The sequence below is a fragment of the Pseudomonas sp. P1.31 genome, assembly GCF_001269815.1.
In the GTDB taxonomy this organism is placed as follows: Bacteria; Pseudomonadota; Gammaproteobacteria; order Pseudomonadales; family Pseudomonadaceae; genus Aquipseudomonas; species Aquipseudomonas rustica.
Window position 1 is genome coordinate 23,108 of sequence record NZ_LHVN01000041.1, and the last position, 22,096, is coordinate 45,203.

Genomic DNA, 22,096 nt, shown 5'->3' on the forward strand with positions numbered 1-22,096 from the left:
CTCACGCTTTGTCTTTCGCCGCCGGCAAGGTGAATCCGGACACCGAGCGCCGCAGCTGGCTGGCCATTTTCGTCAGGTTGCCGATGCTCTCAGCGGTGGCGGTGGAGCCGGACGAGGTCTGCGAGGTGATCTGCTGGATCACATTCATTGTCAGGGAAATCTGCCCGGCCGACGTCGTCTGCTGCTGCGCCGCGTTGGAGATGCTTTGAATCAGCGCCGCGAGCGTTTTCGACACGCCTTCGATTTCTTCCAGGGCCACACCGGCATCCTGCGCCAGTCGCGCGCCGCGCACCACTTCGGTGGTGGTTTGCTCCATGGAAATAACGGCTTCATTGGTGTCGGTCTGAATCGCCCGCACCAGGGTTTCGATCTGCCGAGTGGCGGCGGATGAGCGCTCGGCCAACCGTTGCACTTCGTCGGCAACCACGGCAAAACCGCGCCCGGCATCACCGGCCATCGACGCTTGAATCGCGGCGTTGAGGGCGAGGATGTTGGTCTGGTCCGCGATGTCATCGATCAGGCTGACGATGTCGCCGATTTCCTGCGACGACTCGCCGAGACGCTTGATGCGCTTGGCGGTGTCCTGGATCTGCTCGCGAATGTTGTCCATGCCATGGATGGTGTTGTGCACCACCTCGTTGCCCTTGTTGGCGATCTCCACGGAACGCTCGGCTACCGCCGAAGACTCGGCGGCGTTGGCCGAGACCTGATCGATGGATTCAGCCATATCGCTGATCGCCGTCGAGGCTTCGGAGATCTGCTGGGCCTGATGCTCCGAAGCCTGCGCCAGGTGCATGGCGGTGGCCTGGGTTTCCTGCACGGCGGCGGCGACCTGGCCGGCGGTGAGGTTGATGGTGGCGACCAGATCGCGCAGTTGGTCGACGGAATAGTTGATCGAGTCGGCGATGGTGCCGGTGAAGTCTTCGGTCACCGAGGCGGTGACGGTGAGGTCGCCGTCGGCAAGGTCTTCAATCTCGTCGAGCAGGCGCATGATCGCGTTCTGGTTGCGCTCATTCTTTTCGGCGGTTTCGCGCAGTTGCCGGTTGGTCTCGCGCACCATGACCATGCCGATCAGGATGATCGAGGCCAGTGCCAGCAAACCGAGGACGTAACCGCCGATGGTGTCGGTGTTGCGCCCGCCGGCGAGGTTCTCGAAACCGGTGGCCAGATGCGAGGCTTCGTCGAGCAGGGTTTGCGAGAGGCTGAAGATATTGCTCGCCGATTCGCGAACCTTGAACAGCTCGGGCGAGGTTTCGAGGATTTCATCGACGGAACCGGAGACGAACTGGAACAGCTCGGAGATTTCACTCAAACGCGCACGGGCGTCACGGTCTTCGACCTGAGTGATTTTCAGCGTCGGGTTACCTTGCAGCATGCCATTGAGCACTTGGCCGAAACGGGTAGCGTCGCGGCCAAAGGCATCGGCGGCTTGCTGCGAGTTTTCGTCACCGGCGAGCACGGTGTTGACCGCGCCAAGAATGCGCTCAGCCAGCAACGACTGACGTTGGGCCATCGCCACTTGTGCAGCTGGGGCACCACGCTGGAGGAGGATTTCGACGACTTTTTCGTATTCGATCTGCAACTGCGGCACGGTTTCGGCCAGGGTCGCGGCGACTTGATGCAGCGACAATACGGTCTGTTCGCTGGAGAGAATCGCGTCGGTGTTTTTCAGCAGACGTTCCCAGTCCAGCTGCACGGCGCGCATTTCCGGGCGCACGGTGGCAGGGGCTGGCGGCAGGCCGGTGACCGGGTCGCCTTTCTTCAGGTAACCCCAGCGCAGGGCGAAATCGTTGCGCGCATCGCTGAGCAACTTGAACGCGGCAGCCTTGCCGGCGGCGGCTTCGGTGGCGTTCTTGGCAATGCGTTGCGAGAGCACGCGCAGCTCACCGGCGTGGCCGATGTACTGTTTGTCGTAGTTCGCCTGGGTGTTGAGGTAAGCGAAGTTGGCGAACAGCAGCATGATGAACACGATCAGTGCGATGAACAGCACGATGATCTGCGAGCGACTGCGCGATCCTTCCGCCGGCTTGCCTGTTTTTGCTTTTATCATCGGTCCTCGCCTTGGGAACGGTTCACTTACCCTGTAGGAGCTGAGCTTGCTCGCGAAAGCGGTGGGTCAGCCAACATTGATTGCGCCTGACACGCCCTCTTCTCGAGCAAGCTCGGCTCCTACAAGGGACGGTGTTGAATCTGTTATATCGCGACGCTCATGAATACCGGGGATTTGGCCAAGGCAAACAGGCTGAACACCCGCCAGTTCTGCTCACGCCGGAAATAGCCTTTGACGAACTCGGCCTTCGAGCCCTGGCGCTTGCTGATCGAGATCGGTTCGAAGCTGCCCTGTTCAAAGTGCTGCAAGCCAATAACCTCATCGACCATCAGCCCGGCAAACACGTCCCCATGCTCCACCACCAACACCCGCCGCTGTTTGCGCAACGGCGACAGTTCATGCCCGAAGAAACCACACAAATCCATGATCGGCAGCAGCCGCCCGCGCAGATTAGCCACACCCTTGACCCACGGCTTGACCCCGGGCAACTGGGTGAAGCGCGGTTCGTGCAGCACTTCGCTGACTTCGCCCATCGGCGCCACATACCAGTGTTCGCCGAGGCGAAAGCCGATGCCGCTCCAGCGATCCTGGCGCGCCGGTTGCGACGGCAAGTCCGCCGCCAGCAAGCGGCAGCGCTGGTCGATCTGCCAGAGCAGTTCGAACGCGGTCAGCGATTCGCTCATGGTTGCGCGATCAGCCTTTGAGTACGTTGTTCAGGGTCTTGATCAGGGTGTCTTCATCGACCGGTTTGGTCAGGTAGTCCTTGGCGCCCTGACGAGTGCCCCAGACCTTGTCGGTTTCCTGATCCTTGGTGGTGATGATGATCACCGGGATGTGCGTGGTGTCGGCATCCTTGGTCAGCTGACGGGTTGCCTGAAAACCGTTGAGGCCGGGCATGACGATGTCCATCAGTACCGCGTCAGGTTTTTCCTGCCGGGCCAGGGCCACGCCGTCCGCGCCGTTTTCGGCCTTCAACACTTCATGGCCGTGCTTTTCCAGCATGCCGGTGAGTTTGTACATTTCAGTCGGCGAATCATCGACGATCAGGATACGTGCCATGGTTTTCCCCATTTTTCTTGTCGACGCCCGGCCCGCTGACCGCGCGTCTCTGTACGTGTCTTACTGCGGCAAAACGGCGGCAAAGCCCGGAACATGGGCCTGAATCGCGTTGAGCAGTTCTTCCTTGCTGAAAGGCTTGGTCAAAAATTGATCAGAACCGACAATCCGCCCCTTGGCCTTGTCGAACAGCCCGTCGCGCGATGACAACATGATCACCGGTGTCGCCTTGAACGCGCTGTTGTTCTTGATTAAAGCGCAGGTCTGATAACCATCCAGACGCGGCATCATGATGTCGACAAAAATGATCCCGGGGTGGTTATCAGCGATCTTGGCCAGGGCGTCGAAACCGTCGATCGCCGTGATCACTTCGCAACCGACATTCTTCAACAATGTTTCGGCGGTGCGACGAATCGTTTTCGAGTCGTCGATCACCATGACCTTCAAGGCGCTGGACTGCTGTTCCATAAGAGGGCTCTACCGTCGCCTTTGCGAATCAAATTGTCCGTTTTGCTATGAGTAATGGCCGGAAACCCTTGATGCTTAAGGGCCAGCACGATATGCCAGCCTTTTTAGCACAGTCTCCAGATCCAATCTATCGACGGGTTTTCCCTTGACCGAAAACCCACCCGGCGCCACTCTGGCGGCACTTTTTCAATACCGATCCGGTAGCCAATTTTCGAGGAAAACCCAATGAGCGTTCGCGTCGGGATTGTCATGGACCCTATCGCCAGCATCTCCTATAAAAAGGATAGCTCGCTGGCCATGCTGCTGGCCGCGCAAAAGCGCGGCTGGGAACTGTTCTATATGGAACAGCGCGACCTGTATCAGGGCGAAGGTCAGGCGCGGGCGCGCATGAAGCCGCTGAAAGTCTTCGCCAACCCGGAAAAATGGTTCGAACTGGACGCCGAGCAGGACAACCTGCTGAGCGATCTGGACGTGATCCTGATGCGCAAGGATCCGCCGTTCGACATGGAGTTCGTCTACTCCACCTACCTGCTTGAACAGGCTGAAACCGCCGGCGTACTGGTGGTGAACAAGCCGCAGAGCCTGCGCGACTGCAATGAAAAGCTGTTCGCCACGCTATTCCCGCAGTGCACGCCGCCAACCATTGTCAGCCGCCGTGCCGATGTGCTGCGCGAATTTGCCGCCAAACATGGCGACGTGATCCTCAAGCCGCTGGACGGCATGGGCGGCACTTCGATCTTCCGTCACCGCGCGGGCGACCCGAACCTGTCGGTGATTCTGGAAACCCTGACCGCCCTCGGTGGCCAGCAGATCATGGGCCAGGCCTACCTGCCAGCGATCAAGGACGGCGACAAACGCATCCTGATGATCGACGGCGAGCCGGTGGATTACTGCCTGGCGCGGATTCCGGCGCAGGGCGAAACCCGTGGCAACCTCGCCGCCGGTGGTCGTGGCGAAGCGCGTCCGCTGACCGAGAAAGATCGCTGGATCGCCGCCCAAGTCGGCCCGACCCTGCGTGAGAAGGGCCTGCTGTTCGTCGGTCTCGACGTGATCGGCGAGAGCCTCACCGAAATCAACGTGACCAGCCCGACCTGCATCCGTGAAATCGACAATGCGTTTGGCACTGATATCGGCGGCATGCTCATGGATGCCATCGATCAGAAGCTTAAAGCTCGTTGAGATAGAACAACCAAGATGCGACCAACATTGCGTTATCATGCCCGGCCTTTGAAAAACGCGATGTTGGTTTTCTTGAAATGACCCTCCCGTCCGATCTGCCCGCTGAACTCGCCCATCGTGGCGTGCGCCCGGCCGATCGCCTCGGTTTTACCCTATTCCTTGCGGCGCTGATTCATTTGGCGTTGCTGCTTGGCGTCGGCTTCACGATGGTCGAGCCCAAGCAAATCAGCAAAACCCTGGAAATTACCCTCGCCACTTTCAAGAGCGAAAAGAAGCCGGAAAAGGCGGATTTTCTCGCTCAGGAAAATCAGGAAGGCAGCGGCACGCTGGACAAAAAGGCGATTCCGAAGACCACTGAGGTCGCGCCGTTCCAGGACAATCAGGTCAAAAAAGTCACGCCGCCACCGGCCGCCAAGCCGGAAGTCCAGGAAGCCGCGCCCAAAGCAGCGGTGACCACGGTGGCACCGAAGCCGAAAAAGGCGCCGACCAAGAAAGAAGAGACCAAGACTGAAGTGAAACCGTCGGTCGACGCGCCGACGTTCGACAGCTCGCAGCTGTCCAGCGACATCGCCAGCCTTGAAGCCGAACTGGCCAAAGAACAACAGCTGTACGCCAAACGCCCGCGCATTCATCGCTTGAGCGCTGCGTCGACCATGCGCGACAAGGGCGCCTGGTATAAAGACGAATGGCGCAAGAAGGTCGAGCGCATCGGCAACCTGAATTATCCCGACGAAGCGCGGCGCAAGCAGATCTACGGCAATTTGCGCCTGATGGTCTCGATCAACCGCGATGGCTCGCTGTATGAAGTGCTGGTGCTGGAATCGTCTGGCCAGCCGCTACTGGATCAAGCGGCGCAGCGCATCGTCCGCCTGGCGGCACCGTTTGCACCGTTTACCGGCGACCTGTCGGACATCGACCGCCTGGAAATCATCCGCACCTGGAAATTCGCCCGCGGTGACCGCTTGTCCAGCAATTAGGGGCAAGATCAAAAGATCGCAGCCTTCGGCAGCTCCTACAGTTTGGCCTGTGCTCCCCTGTAGGAGCTGCCGAAGGCTGCGATCTTTTGGCGGCTTCAGCTTGTCAGTTTGCCCCCCGAACGCCACACTAGCGCACATGAAAAACGTCAGCCCCAGCTACCTCAAGCATCACTTCCTGATCGCCATGCCTCACATGGCCGACCCGAACTTTGCCCATACCTTGACCTACATCGTCGAGCACACGGCCAATGGCGCGATGGGGATTGTGGTCAATCGACCGCAAGAGCTGAATCTGGCCGACATTCTCGAGCAACTGCGCCCGGACATCGACCCGCCAGCACTGTGCCAGCACGTGCCGATCTTCATCGGCGGGCCGGTACAGACTGATCGCGGATTCGTCCTGCACCCGGCCGGTAAAACCTTCCAGGCCACCGCACAGCTGGACGGCGACCTGTCGCTGTCGACCTCGCAAGACGTGTTGTTCGCCATCGCGGACGGCGTCGGCCCGGCGAAAAGCCTGATCGCCCTCGGCTATGCGGGTTGGGAAGCCGGGCAACTGGAAGCGGAAATGGCCGACAACGCCTGGCTGACCTGCCCGTACGACGCCGACATCCTCTTCAACACCAGCAGCGAACTGCGTCTCGAAGCGGCGGCCAAGCACCTGGGGATCAACCTCAGCCTGCTGACCAGCCAGGCAGGTCACGCCTGATGGCGCTGCGTCTGATTCTCGGCTTCGACTACGGCACCAAACAGATCGGCGTTGCGGTCGGCCAGGTCATTACCGGCCAGGCCCGCGAGCTGTGCACACTGAAAGCGCAAAACGGCATTCCCGACTGGAATCAGGTGGAAGCGCTGTTCAAGGAATGGAAACCCGACGCCGTGGTAGTCGGCCTGCCGCTGAACATGGACGGCACGCCGAGCGAAATGTGCCTGCGCGCGGAGAAATTCGCCCGCCGCCTCAACGGCCGCTTCAATGTGCCCTTCTATACCCACGACGAACGCCTGACCACCTTCGAGGCCAAGGGCGAGCGTCTGGTGCGCGGCGGCCAAAAAGGCAGTTACCGCGACAACCCGGTGGACGCCATCGCTGCCGCGCTGCTGTTGCAGGGCTGGCTCGATGAAAACACTGCATTGTTTGAATCCTGACAAGCGCTTCGGCGCTTTTCTTTTGAGTGAAAAACCGAGTCGTGTCCAAGGATCCGACTCGCCCCCAACAAGGAGCAACCATGAGCCTGCCAAATCCCGCCGATCTGATCAGTCAGATGGCGACCCGCCTCAAGGCGCACCTTGCCCAGCGTGACATCACCGAACCGCGCTACATCGGTATCCGCACTGGCGGCATCTGGGTCGCGCAGGCCTTGCTCAAGGAATTGGGCAGCGACGCGCCACTGGGCACGCTGGACGTGTCCTTCTACCGCGATGACTTCAGCCAGAACGGCCTGCACCCACAAGTGCGCCCGTCCGCCCTGCCCTTTGAGATCGAAGGCCAGCATCTGGTGCTGATCGACGACGTACTGATGAGCGGCCGCACCATCCGCGCCGCCCTCAATGAATTGTTCGACTACGGCCGCCCGGCCAGCGTGACCCTGGTCTGCCTGCTGGATCTGGACGCTGGTGAGCTGCCGATCCGCCCGAACGTGGTCGGCGCGACCTTGGCGCTGGCCGCTCACGAACGGGTGAAGCTGTCCGGCCCCGAGCCGTTGACGCTCGAACTGCAAGACATGTCCCTTTAATCCGCCCTATTGAGAGTCCCCTTCGCGATGACGCCTCTAGATACCAAGCGCCCGCTGCAGCTCAATGATCAGGGCCAGCTGCGCCACTTCCTCTCGCTCGACGGCCTGCGCCGCGAGTTGCTGACGGAAATCCTCGACACTGCCGACTCGTTCCTCGAAGTCGGTGCCCGGGCGGTGAAGAAAGTCCCGTTGCTGCGCGGCAAGACCGTGTGCAACGTGTTCTTCGAGAACTCCACGCGCACCCGCACCACCTTCGAACTGGCGGCCCAGCGGCTGTCGGCGGACGTGATCACCCTGAACGTGTCGACTTCGTCGGCAAGCAAGGGTGAAACGCTGCTCGACACCCTGCGCAACCTCGAAGCCATGGCCGCCGACATGTTCGTCGTGCGCCACGGTGATTCCGGCGCTGCACACTTCATCGCCGAACACGTTTGCCCGCAAGTGGCGATCATCAACGGCGGCGACGGCCGTCACGCGCACCCGACGCAAGGCATGCTCGACATGCTCACCATTCGCCGGCACAAGGGCGGCTTTGAAAACCTCTCGGTGGCCATCGTCGGCGACATCCTGCACTCGCGAGTTGCGCGCTCGAACATGCTCGCGCTGAAAACCCTCGGCTGCCCGGACATCCGCGTGATCGCGCCGAAAACCCTGCTGCCGATCGGCATCGAGCAATACGGCGTGAAGGTCTACACCGACATGACCGAAGGCCTGAAAGACGTCGACGTGGTGATCATGTTGCGCTTGCAGCGTGAACGCATGACCGGCGGCCTGCTGCCGAGCGAGGGCGAGTTCTACCGCCTGTTCGGCCTGACCACCGCGCGCCTGGCCGGGGCCAAACCCGATTGCATCGTCATGCACCCGGGGCCGATCAACCGCGGCGTGGAGATCGAGTCGGCAGTGGCCGACGGCCCGCACTCGGTGATCCTCAATCAGGTCACCTACGGCATCGCAATTCGTATGGCTGTGCTGTCCATGGCCATGAGCGGACAAACCGCGCAGCGTCAATTCGAGCAGGAGAACGCCCAGTGAAGCTCAGCATTCTCGGCGCACGCGTCATCGATCCAAGCAGCGGCCTGGATCAAATCACCGACATTCACGTTGAAGCCTGCAAGATCGTCGCCCTCGGCGCCGCTCCAGCGGGTTTCACGGCAGTAGAAACCATCGACGCCCAAGGCCTGGTTGCCGCTCCGGGCCTGGTCGACCTCAACGTGGCCCTGCGCGAGCCGGGTTACAGCCGCAAAGGCTCGATCATCAGCGAAACCCGCGCCGCCGCTGCCGGTGGCGTGACCAGCCTGTGCTGCCCGCCGAAAACCAAACCGGTGCTCGACACCTCCGCCGTGGCCGAACTGATCCTCGACCGCGCCCGCGAAGCCGGCAACACCAAGGTGTTCCCGATTGGCGCGTTGAGCAAAGGTCTGGACGGCGAGCAACTGGCTGAACTGGTGGCACTGCGCGACGCCGGTTGTGTGGCGTTCGGCAACGGTCTGGAGAGCTTCCGCAATACGCGCACGCTGTGCCGGGCGCTGGAATATGCGGCGACGTTTGATCTGACGGTGATTTTCAACTCGCAGGATCATGATCTGGCCGAAGGTGGTTTGGCTCACGAGGGCGCGGTGGCCAGCTTCCTCGGCCTGCCGGGGATTCCGGAAACCGCTGAAACGGTGGCATTGGCTCGGGATCTGCTGCTGGTCGAGCAATCCGGCGTGCGTGCGCACTTCAGCCAGTTGACCAGCGCGCGCGGCGTTGCCCTGATTGCTCAGGCGCAGGCCCGTGGTTTGAAGGTGACGGCGGATGTCGCGCTGTATCAACTGATTCTGACCGACGAAGCGTTGATCGACTTCAGCAGCCTCTATCACGTGCAACCGCCGCTGCGTACCCGCGCTGACCGCGACGGTCTGCGAGAGGCAGTGAAGTCCGGGGTGATCTCGGCGATTTCCAGCCATCACCAGCCACACGAACGTGACGCCAAACTGGCACCGTTCGGCGCGACCGAGCCGGGCATCAGCAGTGTTGAGTTGTTGCTGCCATTGGCGATGACGCTGGTGGAGGATGGTTTGCTCGATCTGCCGACCTTGCTCGCGCGCCTGAGTGCTGGCCCGGCTGAGGCGTTGCGGCTGCCGGCGGGCAAGCTAGCGGTGGGTGGTGCGGCGGATATCGTGCTGTTCGACCCGCAGGCTTCGACGGTGGTGGGTGAGAACTGGCTGTCGAAGGGCGAGAACTGCCCGTTCCTGGGGCACAGTCTGCCGGGTGTGGTTCGCTATACGCTGGTGGATGGGCGGATTAGCCACCAGGCTTGATGCTGAGGGATATTGTGGCGAGGGGATTTATCCCCGTTCGGCTGCGAAGCAGTCGCGAAGCCATGGCACGCGGTGGATCATCTCCACCGCGTTCTCATATTTCAGGGCCGCTTCGCAGCCCAACGGGGATAAATCCCCTCGCCACAGGTTACTGGAAAGCGCCGCGATTCTGCGCGTTACGCACCGAGACCTGATCATTCAGCGTCCAGAAGTCATACAGCACGCCAATAAAGAACAACCCGCCCGTGAGCAGATACACCAGCCCGCTGATCCATTTCCCCTGATACATCCGGTGTACGCCGAAGACCCCGAGGAACGTCAGCAGAATCCACGCGACGTTGTATTCGATCGGCCCTGCGGTAAAACGCAGATCGGCCTCACGATCCATCGCCGGGATCAGGAACAGGTCGATCAGCCAGCCGATGCCGAGCAAACCGAAGGTGAAAAACCAGATCGTCCCGGTCACCGGTTTGCCGTAATAGAAGCGGTGAGCGCCGGTGAAGCCAAGAATCCACAGCAGATAACCGATCACCTTGCTGTGCGTGTCCTGCGGTTGAGCAACCTGCTGATAGCGGTTCATGAATGACCTCATTTGCCTCGATAGATAAATATTTTCTGCATCTTTGTGACTTTTTTGTGTCGAGCCGACAAGTGGCTCTTCACTGTTACACATTGCGCAAAGCCTTGTGGGACTTGGGTTCTGTCCGACAATTGAGTCAATTTGCCGCTTGTTGAGCGAAATTGACCACCGGGTTGAATCGACCAACGGCCTCGGAAGGGACAAAAAAGCTGTTATAAAGTTGCGCGCTACCACTTAAGAGCCACGCCTAATGCGACCATTTTTCAAGACATGGCTAACCATCTGCCTATTAATGCCACTGGCCGCCCACGCCACCAATCGTGAGCAACGTCTTCCTAACGTTAACGGCTTTACTCCTAAATCCCATGCTTCGGCTCCTTCGAGCAAAAGCAGCAAAAGCAAAACCACCACGCTGAGCAGCAAGAACCACAGCAAGCTGGTGCCACCGATGGCGAGCAAGGAGAGCAGCAACGTGCTCAGCCGCGCTGTAAACGTCCTCGGTACACCTTATCGTTGGGGCGGCAGCAGCCCAAGTAAAGGCTTCGATTGCAGCGGTCTGGTGAAATACGCGTTTAACGACGCCACATTCGACCTGCCACGCACTTCCAACGCCATGGCCAGCGGTCATGGGGTGAAGGTCGAGCGCAATGATCTCAAGCCCGGCGACCTGATCTTTTTCAACATCAAGAGCCGTCGAGTCAACCACGTTGCCATCTACCTGGGCAATGATCGCTTCATCCACGCGCCGCGTCGCGGCAAGTCGGTGAGCATCGATACGCTGAACAAGCCGTATTGGGAAAAGCATTACGTCGTCGCCAAGCGCGTATTGCCTAATGAACCGGCCAGCAAGCAATTGCGCGTCGTTCAGCGCTGATCTGATTCAGCTTTAAACGCGACATACAAAAACGCCCCGATCATTGCTGATCGGGGCGTTTTTTATTGCCTGTTCGCCGGTTACGCAGCGATCGACAACTTGAGCTTGTTCATCGCGCTCTTCTCGAGCTGACGGATACGCTCAGCCGACACGTTGTACTTCTGCGCCAGGTCGTGCAGCGTGGCTTTCTCTTCTGCCAGCCAGCGCTGATAGAGGATGTCACGGCTGCGTTCGTCCAGCACTTCCAGAGCCTCGTGCAGGTTGTTGTTGGAGTTGTCGCTCCAGTCAGCATCTTCCAGTTGACGCGCCGGGTCGTACCGGTGGTCTTCCAGGTAGTTGGCCGGCGACTGGAAAGCGCTGTCGTCGTCGGCTTCAGCAGCCGGGTCGAAGGCCATGTCATGGCCGGTCAGGCGACTTTCCATCTCGCGCACTTCACGCGGTTCCACGCCGAGGCTTTCCGCCACACGGTGGACTTCCTCGTTGTTCAGCCACGCCAGACGTTTCTTCTGGCTGCGCAGGTTGAAGAACAGCTTGCGCTGGGCCTTGGTGGTCGCGACTTTCACAATGCGCCAGTTGCGCAGGATGAACTCGTGAATTTCCGCCTTGATCCAGTGCACAGCGAACGACACCAGACGCACACCCATTTCCGGGTTGAAGCGCTTGACTGCCTTCATCAGGCCGACGTTACCTTCCTGGATCAGGTCAGCCTGAGCCAGACCGTAGCCGGAATAGCTACGGGCAATGTGTACGACAAAACGCAGGTGGGCGAGCACCATCTGCCGAGCCGCCCCCAAATCCTGCTCATAGTAGAGACTCTCGGCCAGTTCACGCTCCTGCTCCGGCGTCAGCAATGGAATGCTGTTGACGGTGTGCACGTAAGCTTCCAGGTTCGCACCCGGAACCAACGCATACGCAGGTTGCAAAGAATTGGTCATACGAAAAAACCTCCGACTTACATACTCGTGCTTCTCAGCACTGCGAAAAATTGACCGGGAATTCAAACGAGAGTTCCCATAAAAACCGCGAGGTCAATCACGCGCAAAAAAGATTCTACTTCGGCGCCAGCTCCCTGAGATGACGTGCGACTGCAATCCATGCACCGATATAACCCAACAGCACCGCGCCAAGCAAGAGCGACAGACCGTCGGCAACTGGCACGCCGGCCAGTGCGAAATCACTGCCGTACAACCCGGCCAGCCCAACCACCGCATCGTTCAGCCAGTTCAGGCCGAACGCCAATACACCCCAGGACAACAGCCCCGCACCGAAGCCATACAACGCCCCCATATAGAGGAAGGGACGTCGCACATAACTGTCAGTGCCGCCGACGAGTTTAATCACTTCTATCTCGGTGCGGCGGTTTTCAATATGAAGACGAATGGTATTGCCTATCACCAAAAGTAATGCAGAAACCAGCAGCACCGTCAGACCGAAGACAAAACGATCGCCAAGCTTGAGGATGGCGGCCAGACGCTCGACCCAGACTAGATCAAGTTGCGCCTGTTGTACCTTGGGCAGCTCGGAAAGTTTTTGTCTTAATGCTTCCAGGGTCGGCTTGTCGACTTCGTTCGGCGTCACCAGCACCACGCCCGGCAACGGGTTCTCAGGCAGCTCGCGCAGGGCTTCGCCCAGTCCGGACTGTTGCTGGAATTCTTCCAGCGCCTGATCACGGCCGACATATTCAGCATCAGCAACGCCGGGCATGCCTTTGATCTGCTCGCGCAACGACTCGCCCTGTTCCGGGCTGGCGTCGAGTTGCAGATACAACGAGATCTGCGCCGCACGCTGCCACGAACCACCGAGACGCTCGACGTTGTTCAGCAGCAACGACAAGCCCATTGGCAGGCTCAAGGCCACGGCCATCACCATGCAGGTGAAGAAGCTGCCGATCGGCTGCTTGCCGAGGCGACGCAGGCTGTCGAGCAGGCTGGCGCGATGGCTTTCGATCCACGCGCGGAACAGCGTGGCGAAGTCCGGGCCATCGTCATCGTCGTGCTTTTTCTTTTTCTGCGGCTGCGGATCGGCGGCTTTCGGCGCCACGCGCTCGGAAACCTTGGGGCTGCGTGTCGCACTCATACCCCAGCCTCCCCGTCGCCGATCAATCGGCCACGTTGCAGGGTCAGCATGCGGTGCCGCATGCGCGCGATCAGTGCCAGGTCGTGACTGGCGATCAGCACGCTGGTGCCCAGCCGGTTGATGTCTTCGAACACGCCCATGATCTCGGCCGCCAGACGCGGGTCGAGGTTACCGGTCGGTTCGTCCGCCAGCAGCAAGGCCGGGCGGTGGACGATGGCGCGGGCGATGCCGACGCGCTGTTGCTGACCGGTCGACAGATCGCCTGGGTACAGATCGGTTTTATCCGACAGCGCCACACGCTCCAGCGCCGAATCGACACGCTTGGCGATTTCGGCCTTGGACAGCCCGAGAATCTGCAGCGGCAACGCGACGTTGTTGAACACCGTGCGATCGAACAGCAACTGGTGATTCTGGAACACCACGCCGATCTGCCGGCGCAGGAACGGAATCTGCGCGTTGCTGATGGTGCTCAGGTCTTGCCCGGCCAGCAGCAATTTGCCGCTGGTCGGACGTTCCATCGCCAGCAACAGGCGCAACAACGTGGATTTACCGGCACCGGAGTGGCCGGTGACAAACAAGAACTCGCCACGACGGACTCGAAAGCTCAGCTCATGCAAGCCGACGTGACCGTTCGGGTAGCGTTTACCGACCTGTTCGAAACGAATCATGAACGCTCCCGCTCGGCAAAGAGTGCCTGGACAAAGGGTTCTGCTTCAAAAGTACGCAAGTCGTCGATGCCTTCACCGACGCCGATGTAGCGGATCGGCAGGCCGAACTGCTTGGCCAGGGCGAAAATCACCCCGCCCTTGGCAGTACCGTCGAGCTTGGTCAGCGCCAGACCGGTCAGTTCGACGGTCTGGTTGAATTGTTTGGCTTGATTGATGGCGTTCTGGCCAGTACCGGCGTCGAGCACCAGCAGCACTTCGTGCGGCGCATCGGCGTCGAGCTTGCCGATCACCCGACGAACCTTTTTCAGCTCTTCCATCAGGTTGTCTTTGGTGTGCAGACGACCGGCGGTATCAGCGATCAATACGTCGATGCCACGGGCCTTGGCGGCTTGCACTGCGTCAAAGATCACCGAGGCGGAGTCGGCGCCGGTGTGCTGAGCAATCACCGGAATCTTGTTGCGCTCGCCCCAGACCTGCAATTGCTCAACGGCAGCGGCGCGGAAGGTGTCACCGGCGGCGAGCATGACTTTCTTGCCTTCCAGTTGCAGCTTCTTCGCCAGTTTGCCGATGGTGGTGGTTTTGCCGGCGCCGTTGACGCCGACCACCAGAATCACGAATGGCTTGTTCTGCGAGGCGATTTTCAGCGGTTGTTCAACCGGTTTGAGCATCGCGGCCAGTTCGGCCTGCAGGGATTTGTACAGCGCGTCGGCGTCGGCCAGTTCTTTACGAGCGACCTTCTGGGTCAGGCGCTGGATGATCTGCGTGGTGGCTTCGACACCCACGTCAGCGGTGAGCAGACGGGTTTCGAGGTCATCGAGCAGATCGTCATCGATGGTCTTGCGGCCGAGGAACAGGCTGGCCATGCCCTCGCCGATGCTGGCGCTGGTTTTCGACAGGCCTTGTTTCAGACGGGCGAAGAAACCGGCTTTGGATTCTTCGGTGCGCGGGGCTTCGACGGGGGCTTCAGCAACCACTTCGACCGGCACGACTGGCGTAGCGACAACCGGTGCAGGTGCAGGCTGTTGAACGATCGGAGCAACCGGCTCGATGAATACCGGAGCAACAGGTTCGGCAACAACCGGCACAGGCTCGACAATCGGCTCAACCACAGGCGCGGGAGCTACTTCCGGCTCAAACGCGACTGGTGCAGGAATCACCGGCGTAACGTGCGGCGCAGCCTCTTCAACCAACGCCACCGGCTCTTCCGCCACTGGCAAGGTCAGCCACGGCTCGGCCGCCGGGGTCAGCGGCAATTCCGCCGCCACTGGCACTTCCGGCTCTGGTTCCGGCTCAACCGGTTGCAACACCGGTTCGGCAATCGGCAGAACGATCGGTGCCGGCTCTTCTTCTATTACCGGCGCCGGCGCGGGAGCGGGTTCAGGAATCGCGGGCGGCTGTTCGACGACGGGTTCCTGCGGTTTCTTACGCAGCCATCCGAACAGGCTTTTCTTCTCGCCAGCCGCAGCTGGGGTCTTCTTGTCGTCGTTGGAACCAAACATGGAGGACGGCTATCTCACGGTAGCGACGCGCCATAAGGGCGCCCCGGCAAATAAATATTCGATGCAGAACAGACTGTGTTTCATCCAGCTTGTTCACGCGCAACATTTTGTCGAGGCGCCAGAGGCACCTCAAAGGTCGATTAATACGAAGGACTGGAACGGCATCTTCGGCGAAAACGCAGAGTTTAGCTGACAAACTCAAAGCTTCTGCCGGGAACCCATACAACCTATCTACCGATCAGTGGCTTGATAGGCGTGGCCGCCAGTAAAACGGATCAGTATCCTAGCACCCTCTCGCCCGCCGACGCTAAGACCAAGCGGGCAGCCCAACAGGTTAAAAAACGAATGAATGCTCTAGCCCGCCGCGCCGCAGGCCTGCTGCTCAGCACAGTCTGCCTGCCCCTTTCGGCCCTGGCGGCCGACCCGCAACCGACCCACGAATTCACCCTCGACAACGGCCTCAAGGTCGTCGTGCGCGAAGATCATCGCGCGCCAGTGGTGGTCTCGCAGGTCTGGTACAAGGTCGGCTCCAGCTACGAAACCCCGGGCCAGACCGGTCTGTCTCACGCGCTCGAACACATGATGTTCAAGGGCAGCGAGAAAGTCGGCCCCGGCGAAGCGTCGCTGATCCTGCGCGATCTGGGCGCCGAAGAGAACGCTTTCACCAGCGACGACTTCACCGCTTATTACCAGGTGCTGGCCCGCGACCGTCTGGGCGTAGCCTTTGAGCTGGAAGCCGACCGCATGGCCAATCTGCGCCTGCCGGCCGACGAGTTCGCCAAGGAAATCGAAGTCATCAAGGAAGAGCGCCGCTTGCGCACTGATGACAAGCCGATGTCCAAAGCCTACGAGCGCTACAAGGCCATGGCCTACCCGGCCAGCGGCTACCACACGCCGACCATCGGCTGGATGGCTGACCTCGACCGCATGAAGGTCGAAGAGCTGCGCCACTGGTACCAATCCTGGTACGTGCCGAACAACGCCACACTGGTGGTAGTCGGCGACGTCACCCCGGACGAAGTGAAAACCCTCGCCCAGCGCTATTTCGGCCCGATCGCCAAGCGCGACGTGCCACCGGCGAAAAAACCGCTGGAACTGGCCGAACCCGGCGAACGCCAGATCACCCTGCACGTGCAGACACAACTGCCTAGCCTGATGCTCGGCTTCAACGTGCCAAGCATCGCCACCGCTACAGACAAGCGCTCGGTCAACGCCCTGCGCCTGATCTCGGCTTTGCTCGACGGCGGCTACAGCGGTCGCATCCCGACACAACTGGAGCGCGGCGAAGAGCTGGTCTCCGGCGGTTCGTCGAACTACGACGCCTACACCCGTGGCGACAGCCTGTTCACCCTGTCGGCAACGCCGAACACGCAGAAGAAAAAGACCATGGCGCAAGCCGAGGCCGGTCTGTGGAAACTGCTGGAACAGCTGAAAACCACCGCACCGTCAGCCGAAGAGCTCGAGCGCGTGCGTGCCCAAGTGATTGCCGGCCTGGTCTTCGAACGTGATTCGATCAGCAGCCAGGCCACTGCGATTGGCCAACTGGAAACTGTCGGCCTGTCGTGGAAACTGATGGACACCGAACTCGCCGATCTGGAAAGCGTGACCCCGCAAGACATCCAGAACGCCGCCAAGCTGTATTTCACCCGCGAACGTCTCAGCGTCGCCCACGTCCTGCCACTGGAGACGACTCATGAGTGAGCGCAAAACCCCACGTTTGATGCTGCTGGGCCTGATCGCCGTGGCGGTGATCGGCTCTGCTGCTTTCTATCTGTCGCCAAGCGCTGACAGCAAGGCCAGCGAAGCCCTCGACAACGCCAAGACCAGCCAGAAGCTGCAATCGCTGGCCGAACTCGACGGCAAGGCCCCGGCCAGCCGCAAACTCGACGTGCAGACCTGGAACACCGCCGACGGCGCCAAGGTGTTGTTCGTCGAAGCCCATGAGCTGCCGATGTTCGACATGCGCCTGATCTTCGCCGCCGGCAGCAGCCAGGACGGCAGCGCGTCGGGTCTGGCAGTGCTGACCAACGCGATGCTCAACGAAGGTGTGGCTGGCAAAGACGTCGGCGCCATCGCTCAAGGCTTTGAAGGCCTCGGTGCAGATTTCGGCAACGGTGCTTTCAAAGACATGGCGCTGGCCTCGCTGCGCAGCCTGAGTGCCGCCGACAAGCGCGAACCGGCCTTGGAGCTGTTCTCGGAAGTGGTCGGCAAACCGACCTTCCCGGCTGACTCCTTTGCACGCATCAAAAACCAGATGCTCGCCGGTTTCGAATACCAGAAACAGAACCCCGGCAAACTCGCCAGCCTCGAGCTGATGAAGCGTCTGTACGGCGATCACCCGTACGCGCACTCGAGCGACGGCAATCCGCAAAGCGTGCCGAAGATCACCCTCGCGCAATTGCGTGAGTTCCACGCCAAGGCCTACGCGGCTGGCAACGTGGTGATTGCATTGGTCGGCGATTTGTCTCGCGCTGAGGCCGAGGCGATTGCCAATCAGGTTTCCTCAGCCCTGCCGAAAGGCCCGGCGCTGGCGAAGATCGCGCAGCCGCAGGAACCGAAAGCCAGCGTTAATCACATCGAGTTCCCGTCGAAGCAAACCAACCTGTTGCTCGCGCAACTGGGCATCGACCGTGACGATCCGGATTACGCGGCGCTGTCGATGGGCAACCAGATCCTCGGCGGCGGCGGTTTCGGTACACGTCTGATGAGCGAAGTGCGCGAGAAGCGTGGCCTGACTTACGGCGTGTATTCGGGTTTCAGCCCGATGCAGGCGCGCGGCCCGTTCATGATTAATCTGCAGACCCGCGCGGAAATGAGTGAAGGCACCCTGAAACTGGTGCAAGACGTGCTCGCCGACTACCTGAAAACCGGCCCGACGCAGAAAGAACTCGACGACGCCAAACGCGAACTGGCCGGCAGTTTCCCCCTGTCCACCGCGAGCAATGCCGATATCGTCGGCCAACTCGGCGCGATGGGCTTCTATAATCTGCCGTTGAGCTATCTGGACGATTTCATGCGTCAGTCGCAAAGCCTGACCGTGGAACAAGTCCGCGACGCCCTGAACAAACACCTGAGCACGGACAAAATGGTCATCGTCACCGCTGGCCCGACCGTGCCGCAAAAGCCGTTACCGGCCCCATCTGATAAACCTGCCGAGCAACCGCTCGGGGTTCCGGAGCATTAATGGCAACTCGTTCCCCTAAAAAGCCTGCGCACAACGTTCACAACGGTGTGAACCAATTGCGCATCATTGGCGGTCAATGGCGCAGCCGCAAGCTGAGCTTCCCCGATGCGCCGGGCCTGCGCCCGACCCCGGATCGCGTGCGTGAAACCCTGTTCAACTGGCTCGCGCCGTACGTTGAAGGGGCCAAGGTACTCGACCCGTTCGCCGGCAGCGGCGCGCTGTTTCTCGAAGCGCTGTCCCGTGGCGCGGCCATGGGTCAGGCGCTGGACGCCAGCAACATTGCGGTCTCGAGCCTGAAAGAACACCTCGGCACCCTGCGCTGCACCAACGGCCAGGTGCAGACGGCGGACGCGCTGCGTTATCTGGAAACCCAGACCGCCAGTGCATACGACCTGGTGTTCCTCGACCCGCCGTTCAACCAGAACCTGCTGCCTGCCGTGTGCACCTTGCTCGAAGAACGTCAGTGGCTGGCCGCCGACTCGTGGATCTACACTGAAAGTGAAACGGCGCCATCGACGCTGGGCCTGCCGGGCAACTGGCGCCTGCACCGCGAACAGAAATCCGGCCGGGTTTACTACGCGCTGTGGCAACGTACGGCAGAGATCGCCGGTTAATCGACCGGTCTGAATAAGCGGCGGCCCTTCCCACAGGGTCGCCGCGCTGCATCGAGAACCATCGTGTCCGCCTCTTCAGAACGCTTCATCCCCGCCCTCGGCCTTGGCAATCCGCACCTGCAAACCTTGTGGGGGCCGCTGTGGCGCAAAACCGTGCATATCCAGCGTGAGCGCGAGCGCTTGTGGCTTGAGGATGGCGACTTTCTTGACCTCGACTGGCATGGCCCGCACACGGCCGATGCGCCACTGGTGCTGGTGCTGCATGGCCTGACCGGTTCTTCCAATTCGCCTTACGTCGCCGGCGTGCAAAAAGCCTTGGCCGATCAGGGCTGGGCCAGCGTTGCGCTGAACTGGCGCGGTTGTTCGGGCGAACCGAATCTGCTGCCGCGCAGCTACCATTCCGGCGCCAGCGAAGACCTCGCCGAAACCATCAAACACCTGCGCGCGAAACGCCCGTTGGCGCCGTTGTACGCCGTCGGCTATTCGCTGGGCGGCAACGTGTTGCTCAAACATCTCGGCGAAACCGGCAGCGCCAGTGGCGTGGTCGGTGCGGTGGCTGTATCGGTGCCGTTCCGCCTCGATCAATGCGCCGACCGTATCGGCCAAGGCTTTTCCAAGGTGTATCAGGCGCACTTCATGCGCGAGATGGTCGCCTACATCAAGAACAAGCAACGGCAGTTTCAGCATGACGGGCGCGAGGATGGACTGGCGGCTCTGGCAGCGCTCGGTTCGCTGGAGAACATGCGCACATTCTGGGATTTCGATGGCCGGGTGACCGCACCGCTGCACGGCTTTACCGATGCCGAGGATTATTACCGTCGAGCGTCGAGCCGTTATTTCCTCGGCGAGATCCGCACACCGACGTTGATCATTCAGGCAGCGGACGATCCATTTGTGTTCCCGCACAGCCTGCCTTCGGAAAGCGAACTGTCGGCCTCGACCGCTTTTGAATTGCAGGCGCGCGGCGGGCACGTTGGATTCGTCGACGGCTCAGTGCGCCAGCCCGGTTATTACCTCGAACGCCGTATCCCGCAATGGCTGGCCAGCGTGCCCGCATGAGCGATCAGGGCGAGTCGATCCGATTCTGGCAAACCGCGCCACTGGCCGGAGTCGAGTTGTTGTCGGCGCGCTATATCGAGCAACGCTTCGCCCCGCATGTACACGACGGTTTTGTGATCGGCATGATCATGGCCGGCGCTCAGCGCTACCGCTATCGCGGCGCTGAACACTTGGCGGGCAGCGGCACATTGGTGCTGATCAACCCGGACGAATTGCACACCGGGCACAAAGGCACCGAGGACGGCTGGCTGTACCGGGCGTTTTATCCGGATACCGGCAAGATTGTTTCGCTGCTGGATGAGCTGGAGTTGTCGACCACCAGTCTGCCGGCTTTCGGCGCCACGCTGTATCGCGATGCGGATCTGGTCAACGGTTTCTGCCAGTTGCACCGTTTGCTGGAAAGCCCCGCGACCGCGCTGCAACAGCAAACGCTGTGGCGCGAGATGATGTTGCTGCTGTTACAGCGTCACGCGGCGGTGCGCGAGGTTGCCAACCCCGGCAAAGAACACCGCGCGGTGCTGTTGGCCAAGGACGTCATGCACGCACAACTGGCGGCGCCGCCATCGCTGGAAGAACTGGCGGCGGCGGTCAATCTGTCGCCCTTCCATTTCGCCCGGGTATTCCGCCGCGCGACCGGCATGCCGCCGCACACCTGGCTGATGCAACAACGCATCGCCCAGGCGCGGGCACTGTTGCAGAGTGGTTGCTTGCCGCTGGAAGTCGCGACGCAGTTGGGATTTGCCGATCAGAGCCACTTGAGCCGACAGTTCAAGCAGGCTTATGGCGTCGGGCCTGCGGCGTATCGCAATGCCCGCCTGGAAAGCTAAAAGATCGCAGCCTGCGGCAGCTCCTACAGGGAAATGCATTCCAATGTAGGAGCTGCCGAAGGCTGCGATCCTTTGATCTTATTCGCCGGTGGCGATGCCGCGCGCTGGCTCGTTGATCCACTCACTCCACGACCCGGCATACAACGAACCCAACGGATAACCCGCCAGACACAACGCAAACAAGTTGTGACACGCCGTCACCCCGGAGCCGCAATACGCAACAAGATCCGACGGCGAACGATCACCCAGCTTCGCGGCAAAACGCTGCTGCAACTGATCCGCCGGCAAAAACCGCCCGTCACTACCCAGGTTGTCAGTAAACGCCGCACACTGCGCCCCCGGAATATGCCCGGCCACAGGATCAATCGGCTCAACCTCACCCTTGAATCGCGGCAAGGCCCGAGCATCGATCAAGGTCAACGCTGGTTGCCCGAGACGCTTTTGCAGTTTTTCGGCACTGATCAACAAGCCCATGTCCGGCTGACCACTGAAATCCCCACGAGTGACCTCCGGCGCATCCAGACTCAACGGCAAACCCGCTGCATGCCAAGCCTTCAGCCCGCCATCAAGAATAAACACCCCATCGCGCTTGCCCAGCCACGCCAGCAACCACCACGCCCGCGCCGCATAAGCACCCGGGCCGTCGTCATACAAAACCACGTCACTGTCGTTGTTGATGCCCCACGCTTGCAGCCGCTCGATCAACGCCGCCGGCTCGGGCAGCGGATGACGTCCGGTCACACCCTTGACGACTTTACCGCTGAGATCGCGCTCAAGATCGGCGAAGCGCGCGCCGGCAATGTGTCCTTCGGCGTAGCTGCGCTGCCCGTAATCCGGGTCTTCGAGGGCAAAACGACAATCGAGAATCACCAGCCCCGGCTGTTCCTTGCGGGCATCCAAGGCTTGCGGGCTGAGCAACTGCGCAATCGGCATAACGAGCTCCTGTGGAGTT

24 protein-coding genes are annotated in these 22,096 nt (G+C 60.8%); 14 read left to right on the forward strand and 10 right to left on the reverse strand.

Features of this window, described 5'->3' with window-relative positions:
* Nucleotide 1: 1 nt before the first annotated feature.
* The 4 genes from AD669_RS25465 to pilG all read right to left on the reverse strand — a co-directional run bounded on the left by AD669_RS25465 (nucleotide 2) and on the right by pilG (nucleotide 3,574).
* Nucleotides 2-2,050 (reverse strand): methyl-accepting chemotaxis protein, encoded by a 2,049-nt coding sequence (locus AD669_RS25465; RefSeq protein ID WP_053124698.1) that lies wholly within the window; start codon nucleotides 2,048-2,050, stop codon nucleotides 2-4.
* A 143-nt stretch (nucleotides 2,051-2,193) separates the two neighbouring features.
* Entirely contained in the window at nucleotides 2,194-2,733 is a 540-nt protein-coding gene (locus AD669_RS25470; protein ID WP_053124700.1) for a chemotaxis protein CheW, read from the reverse strand.
* Between the two features lie 10 nt (nucleotides 2,734-2,743).
* Nucleotides 2,744-3,109: a twitching motility response regulator PilH gene (pilH, locus tag AD669_RS25475; protein ID WP_053124759.1), complete on the reverse strand. Its 366-nt coding sequence runs from the start codon at nucleotides 3,107-3,109 to the stop codon at nucleotides 2,744-2,746.
* Nucleotides 3,110-3,169: 60 nt separating this feature from the next.
* Nucleotides 3,170-3,574, reverse strand: a complete 405-nt coding sequence (pilG, locus tag AD669_RS25480) for a twitching motility response regulator PilG (protein ID WP_007913673.1) — start codon at nucleotides 3,572-3,574, stop codon at nucleotides 3,170-3,172.
* 225 nt (nucleotides 3,575-3,799) lie between these two features.
* Between pilG and gshB the strand changes: the two genes are divergently transcribed.
* From gshB to AD669_RS25515, 7 genes are all read left to right on the forward strand, one after another.
* Complete coding sequence (gshB, locus tag AD669_RS25485) at nucleotides 3,800-4,753, forward strand: glutathione synthase (protein ID WP_053124703.1); 954 nt, start codon at nucleotides 3,800-3,802, stop codon at nucleotides 4,751-4,753.
* Between the two features lie 77 nt (nucleotides 4,754-4,830).
* Nucleotides 4,831-5,730, forward strand: coding sequence for an energy transducer TonB (locus AD669_RS25490; protein ID WP_053124705.1), 900 nt, complete (start codon nucleotides 4,831-4,833; stop codon nucleotides 5,728-5,730).
* A gap of 136 nt (nucleotides 5,731-5,866) precedes the next feature.
* On the forward strand, nucleotides 5,867-6,439 hold the full coding sequence (locus tag AD669_RS25495; RefSeq protein ID WP_053124707.1) for a YqgE/AlgH family protein: 573 nt from the start codon (nucleotides 5,867-5,869) through the stop codon (nucleotides 6,437-6,439).
* On the forward strand, nucleotides 6,439-6,876 hold the full coding sequence (ruvX, locus tag AD669_RS25500) for a Holliday junction resolvase RuvX (protein ID WP_007913667.1): 438 nt from the start codon (nucleotides 6,439-6,441) through the stop codon (nucleotides 6,874-6,876). The genes AD669_RS25495 and ruvX overlap by 1 nt, the downstream gene beginning before the upstream one ends.
* Before the next feature lie 80 nt (nucleotides 6,877-6,956).
* On the forward strand, nucleotides 6,957-7,463 hold the full coding sequence (gene pyrR, locus AD669_RS25505) for a bifunctional pyr operon transcriptional regulator/uracil phosphoribosyltransferase PyrR (RefSeq protein WP_053124709.1): 507 nt from the start codon (nucleotides 6,957-6,959) through the stop codon (nucleotides 7,461-7,463).
* Nucleotides 7,464-7,490: 27 nt separating this feature from the next.
* Nucleotides 7,491-8,495, forward strand: coding sequence for an aspartate carbamoyltransferase catalytic subunit (locus AD669_RS25510; RefSeq protein WP_007913665.1), 1,005 nt, complete (start codon nucleotides 7,491-7,493; stop codon nucleotides 8,493-8,495).
* Nucleotides 8,492-9,763, forward strand: a complete 1,272-nt coding sequence (locus tag AD669_RS25515) for a dihydroorotase (protein WP_053124711.1) — start codon at nucleotides 8,492-8,494, stop codon at nucleotides 9,761-9,763. Before AD669_RS25510 ends, AD669_RS25515 begins: the two co-directional genes overlap by 4 nt.
* A gap of 148 nt (nucleotides 9,764-9,911) precedes the next feature.
* On the opposite strand, the gene AD669_RS25520 is transcribed toward AD669_RS25515, so the two are convergent.
* On the reverse strand, nucleotides 9,912-10,343 hold the full coding sequence (locus tag AD669_RS25520; protein ID WP_053124713.1) for a TM2 domain-containing protein: 432 nt from the start codon (nucleotides 10,341-10,343) through the stop codon (nucleotides 9,912-9,914).
* Between the two features lie 250 nt (nucleotides 10,344-10,593).
* Here AD669_RS25520 and AD669_RS25525 point away from each other — a divergent pair, with 250 nt between their 5' ends.
* On the forward strand, nucleotides 10,594-11,217 hold the full coding sequence (locus AD669_RS25525) for a C40 family peptidase (RefSeq protein WP_053124715.1): 624 nt from the start codon (nucleotides 10,594-10,596) through the stop codon (nucleotides 11,215-11,217).
* 80 nt (nucleotides 11,218-11,297) lie between these two features.
* Here AD669_RS25525 and rpoH read toward each other — a convergent pair whose 3' ends face one another.
* The 4 genes from rpoH to ftsY all read right to left on the reverse strand — a co-directional run bounded on the left by rpoH (nucleotide 11,298) and on the right by ftsY (nucleotide 15,460).
* Nucleotides 11,298-12,152 carry an RNA polymerase sigma factor RpoH gene (gene rpoH / locus AD669_RS25530; RefSeq protein WP_042561557.1) on the reverse strand — a complete coding sequence of 285 codons (855 nt, stop codon included), beginning with the start codon at nucleotides 12,150-12,152 and terminating at the stop codon, nucleotides 11,298-11,300.
* Between the two features lie 115 nt (nucleotides 12,153-12,267).
* Nucleotides 12,268-13,293 carry a permease-like cell division protein FtsX gene (gene ftsX, locus AD669_RS25535; protein WP_053124717.1) on the reverse strand — a complete coding sequence of 342 codons (1,026 nt, stop codon included), beginning with the start codon at nucleotides 13,291-13,293 and terminating at the stop codon, nucleotides 12,268-12,270.
* On the reverse strand, nucleotides 13,290-13,961 hold the full coding sequence (gene ftsE, locus AD669_RS25540) for a cell division ATP-binding protein FtsE (protein WP_003229148.1): 672 nt from the start codon (nucleotides 13,959-13,961) through the stop codon (nucleotides 13,290-13,292). The genes ftsX and ftsE overlap by 4 nt, the downstream gene beginning before the upstream one ends.
* Nucleotides 13,958-15,460, reverse strand: coding sequence for a signal recognition particle-docking protein FtsY (ftsY, locus tag AD669_RS25545; RefSeq protein ID WP_053124719.1), 1,503 nt, complete (start codon nucleotides 15,458-15,460; stop codon nucleotides 13,958-13,960). The genes ftsE and ftsY overlap by 4 nt, the downstream gene beginning before the upstream one ends.
* Between ftsY and AD669_RS25550 the strand changes: the two genes are divergently transcribed.
* The 6 genes from AD669_RS25550 to AD669_RS25575 all read left to right on the forward strand — a co-directional run bounded on the left by AD669_RS25550 (nucleotide 15,459) and on the right by AD669_RS25575 (nucleotide 21,144).
* A complete protein-coding gene (locus AD669_RS25550; RefSeq protein WP_053124721.1) occupies nucleotides 15,459-15,653 on the forward strand; it encodes a hypothetical protein in 195 nt (64 codons plus the stop codon). The two genes, ftsY and AD669_RS25550, sit on opposite strands and share 2 nt — an antisense overlap.
* A 152-nt stretch (nucleotides 15,654-15,805) precedes the next feature.
* Nucleotides 15,806-17,161 (forward strand): pitrilysin family protein, encoded by a 1,356-nt coding sequence (locus AD669_RS25555; protein ID WP_053124723.1) that lies wholly within the window; start codon nucleotides 15,806-15,808, stop codon nucleotides 17,159-17,161.
* A complete protein-coding gene (locus AD669_RS25560) occupies nucleotides 17,154-18,644 on the forward strand; it encodes a pitrilysin family protein (RefSeq protein WP_053124725.1) in 1,491 nt (496 codons plus the stop codon). The genes AD669_RS25555 and AD669_RS25560 overlap by 8 nt, the downstream gene beginning before the upstream one ends.
* Nucleotides 18,644-19,258: a 16S rRNA (guanine(966)-N(2))-methyltransferase RsmD gene (gene rsmD / locus AD669_RS25565; RefSeq protein WP_053124727.1), complete on the forward strand. Its 615-nt coding sequence runs from the start codon at nucleotides 18,644-18,646 to the stop codon at nucleotides 19,256-19,258. Before AD669_RS25560 ends, rsmD begins: the two co-directional genes overlap by 1 nt.
* A 63-nt stretch (nucleotides 19,259-19,321) precedes the next feature.
* Nucleotides 19,322-20,317, forward strand: a complete 996-nt coding sequence (locus tag AD669_RS25570) for a hydrolase (protein ID WP_053124729.1) — start codon at nucleotides 19,322-19,324, stop codon at nucleotides 20,315-20,317.
* On the forward strand, nucleotides 20,314-21,144 hold the full coding sequence (locus tag AD669_RS25575) for an AraC family transcriptional regulator (RefSeq protein ID WP_053124761.1): 831 nt from the start codon (nucleotides 20,314-20,316) through the stop codon (nucleotides 21,142-21,144). The genes AD669_RS25570 and AD669_RS25575 overlap by 4 nt, the downstream gene beginning before the upstream one ends.
* A gap of 78 nt (nucleotides 21,145-21,222) precedes the next feature.
* Here AD669_RS25575 and AD669_RS25580 read toward each other — a convergent pair whose 3' ends face one another.
* Complete coding sequence (locus AD669_RS25580) at nucleotides 21,223-22,077, reverse strand: sulfurtransferase (RefSeq protein ID WP_053124731.1); 855 nt, start codon at nucleotides 22,075-22,077, stop codon at nucleotides 21,223-21,225.
* Nucleotides 22,078-22,096 lie beyond the last annotated feature (19 nt).

Coding starts and splice junctions, on each gene's coding strand:
- AD669_RS25465 (WP_053124698.1), bottom strand. CDS start 2,050: ATGATAAAAGCAAAAACAGGCAAGCCGGCGGAAGGATCGCGCAGTCGC.
- AD669_RS25470 (WP_053124700.1), bottom strand. CDS start 2,733: ATGAGCGAATCGCTGACCGCGTTCGAACTGCTCTGGCAGATCGACCAG.
- pilH (WP_053124759.1), bottom strand. CDS start 3,109: ATGGCACGTATCCTGATCGTCGATGATTCGCCGACTGAAATGTACAAA.
- pilG (WP_007913673.1), bottom strand. CDS start 3,574: ATGGAACAGCAGTCCAGCGCCTTGAAGGTCATGGTGATCGACGACTCG.
- gshB (WP_053124703.1), top strand. CDS start 3,800: ATGAGCGTTCGCGTCGGGATTGTCATGGACCCTATCGCCAGCATCTCC.
- AD669_RS25490 (WP_053124705.1), top strand. CDS start 4,831: ATGACCCTCCCGTCCGATCTGCCCGCTGAACTCGCCCATCGTGGCGTG.
- AD669_RS25495 (WP_053124707.1), top strand. CDS start 5,867: ATGAAAAACGTCAGCCCCAGCTACCTCAAGCATCACTTCCTGATCGCC.
- ruvX (WP_007913667.1), top strand. CDS start 6,439: ATGGCGCTGCGTCTGATTCTCGGCTTCGACTACGGCACCAAACAGATC.
- pyrR (WP_053124709.1), top strand. CDS start 6,957: ATGAGCCTGCCAAATCCCGCCGATCTGATCAGTCAGATGGCGACCCGC.
- AD669_RS25510 (WP_007913665.1), top strand. CDS start 7,491: ATGACGCCTCTAGATACCAAGCGCCCGCTGCAGCTCAATGATCAGGGC.
- AD669_RS25520 (WP_053124713.1), bottom strand. CDS start 10,343: ATGAACCGCTATCAGCAGGTTGCTCAACCGCAGGACACGCACAGCAAG.
- AD669_RS25525 (WP_053124715.1), top strand. CDS start 10,594: ATGCGACCATTTTTCAAGACATGGCTAACCATCTGCCTATTAATGCCA.
- rpoH (WP_042561557.1), bottom strand. CDS start 12,152: ATGACCAATTCTTTGCAACCTGCGTATGCGTTGGTTCCGGGTGCGAAC.
- ftsX (WP_053124717.1), bottom strand. CDS start 13,293: ATGAGTGCGACACGCAGCCCCAAGGTTTCCGAGCGCGTGGCGCCGAAA.
- ftsE (WP_003229148.1), bottom strand. CDS start 13,961: ATGATTCGTTTCGAACAGGTCGGTAAACGCTACCCGAACGGTCACGTC.
- AD669_RS25550 (WP_053124721.1), top strand. CDS start 15,459: ATGGAGGACGGCTATCTCACGGTAGCGACGCGCCATAAGGGCGCCCCG.
- ftsY (WP_053124719.1), bottom strand. CDS start 15,460: ATGTTTGGTTCCAACGACGACAAGAAGACCCCAGCTGCGGCTGGCGAG.
- AD669_RS25555 (WP_053124723.1), top strand. CDS start 15,806: ATGAATGCTCTAGCCCGCCGCGCCGCAGGCCTGCTGCTCAGCACAGTC.
- AD669_RS25560 (WP_053124725.1), top strand. CDS start 17,154: ATGAGTGAGCGCAAAACCCCACGTTTGATGCTGCTGGGCCTGATCGCC.
- rsmD (WP_053124727.1), top strand. CDS start 18,644: ATGGCAACTCGTTCCCCTAAAAAGCCTGCGCACAACGTTCACAACGGT.
- AD669_RS25575 (WP_053124761.1), top strand. CDS start 20,314: ATGAGCGATCAGGGCGAGTCGATCCGATTCTGGCAAACCGCGCCACTG.
- AD669_RS25580 (WP_053124731.1), bottom strand. CDS start 22,077: ATGCCGATTGCGCAGTTGCTCAGCCCGCAAGCCTTGGATGCCCGCAAG.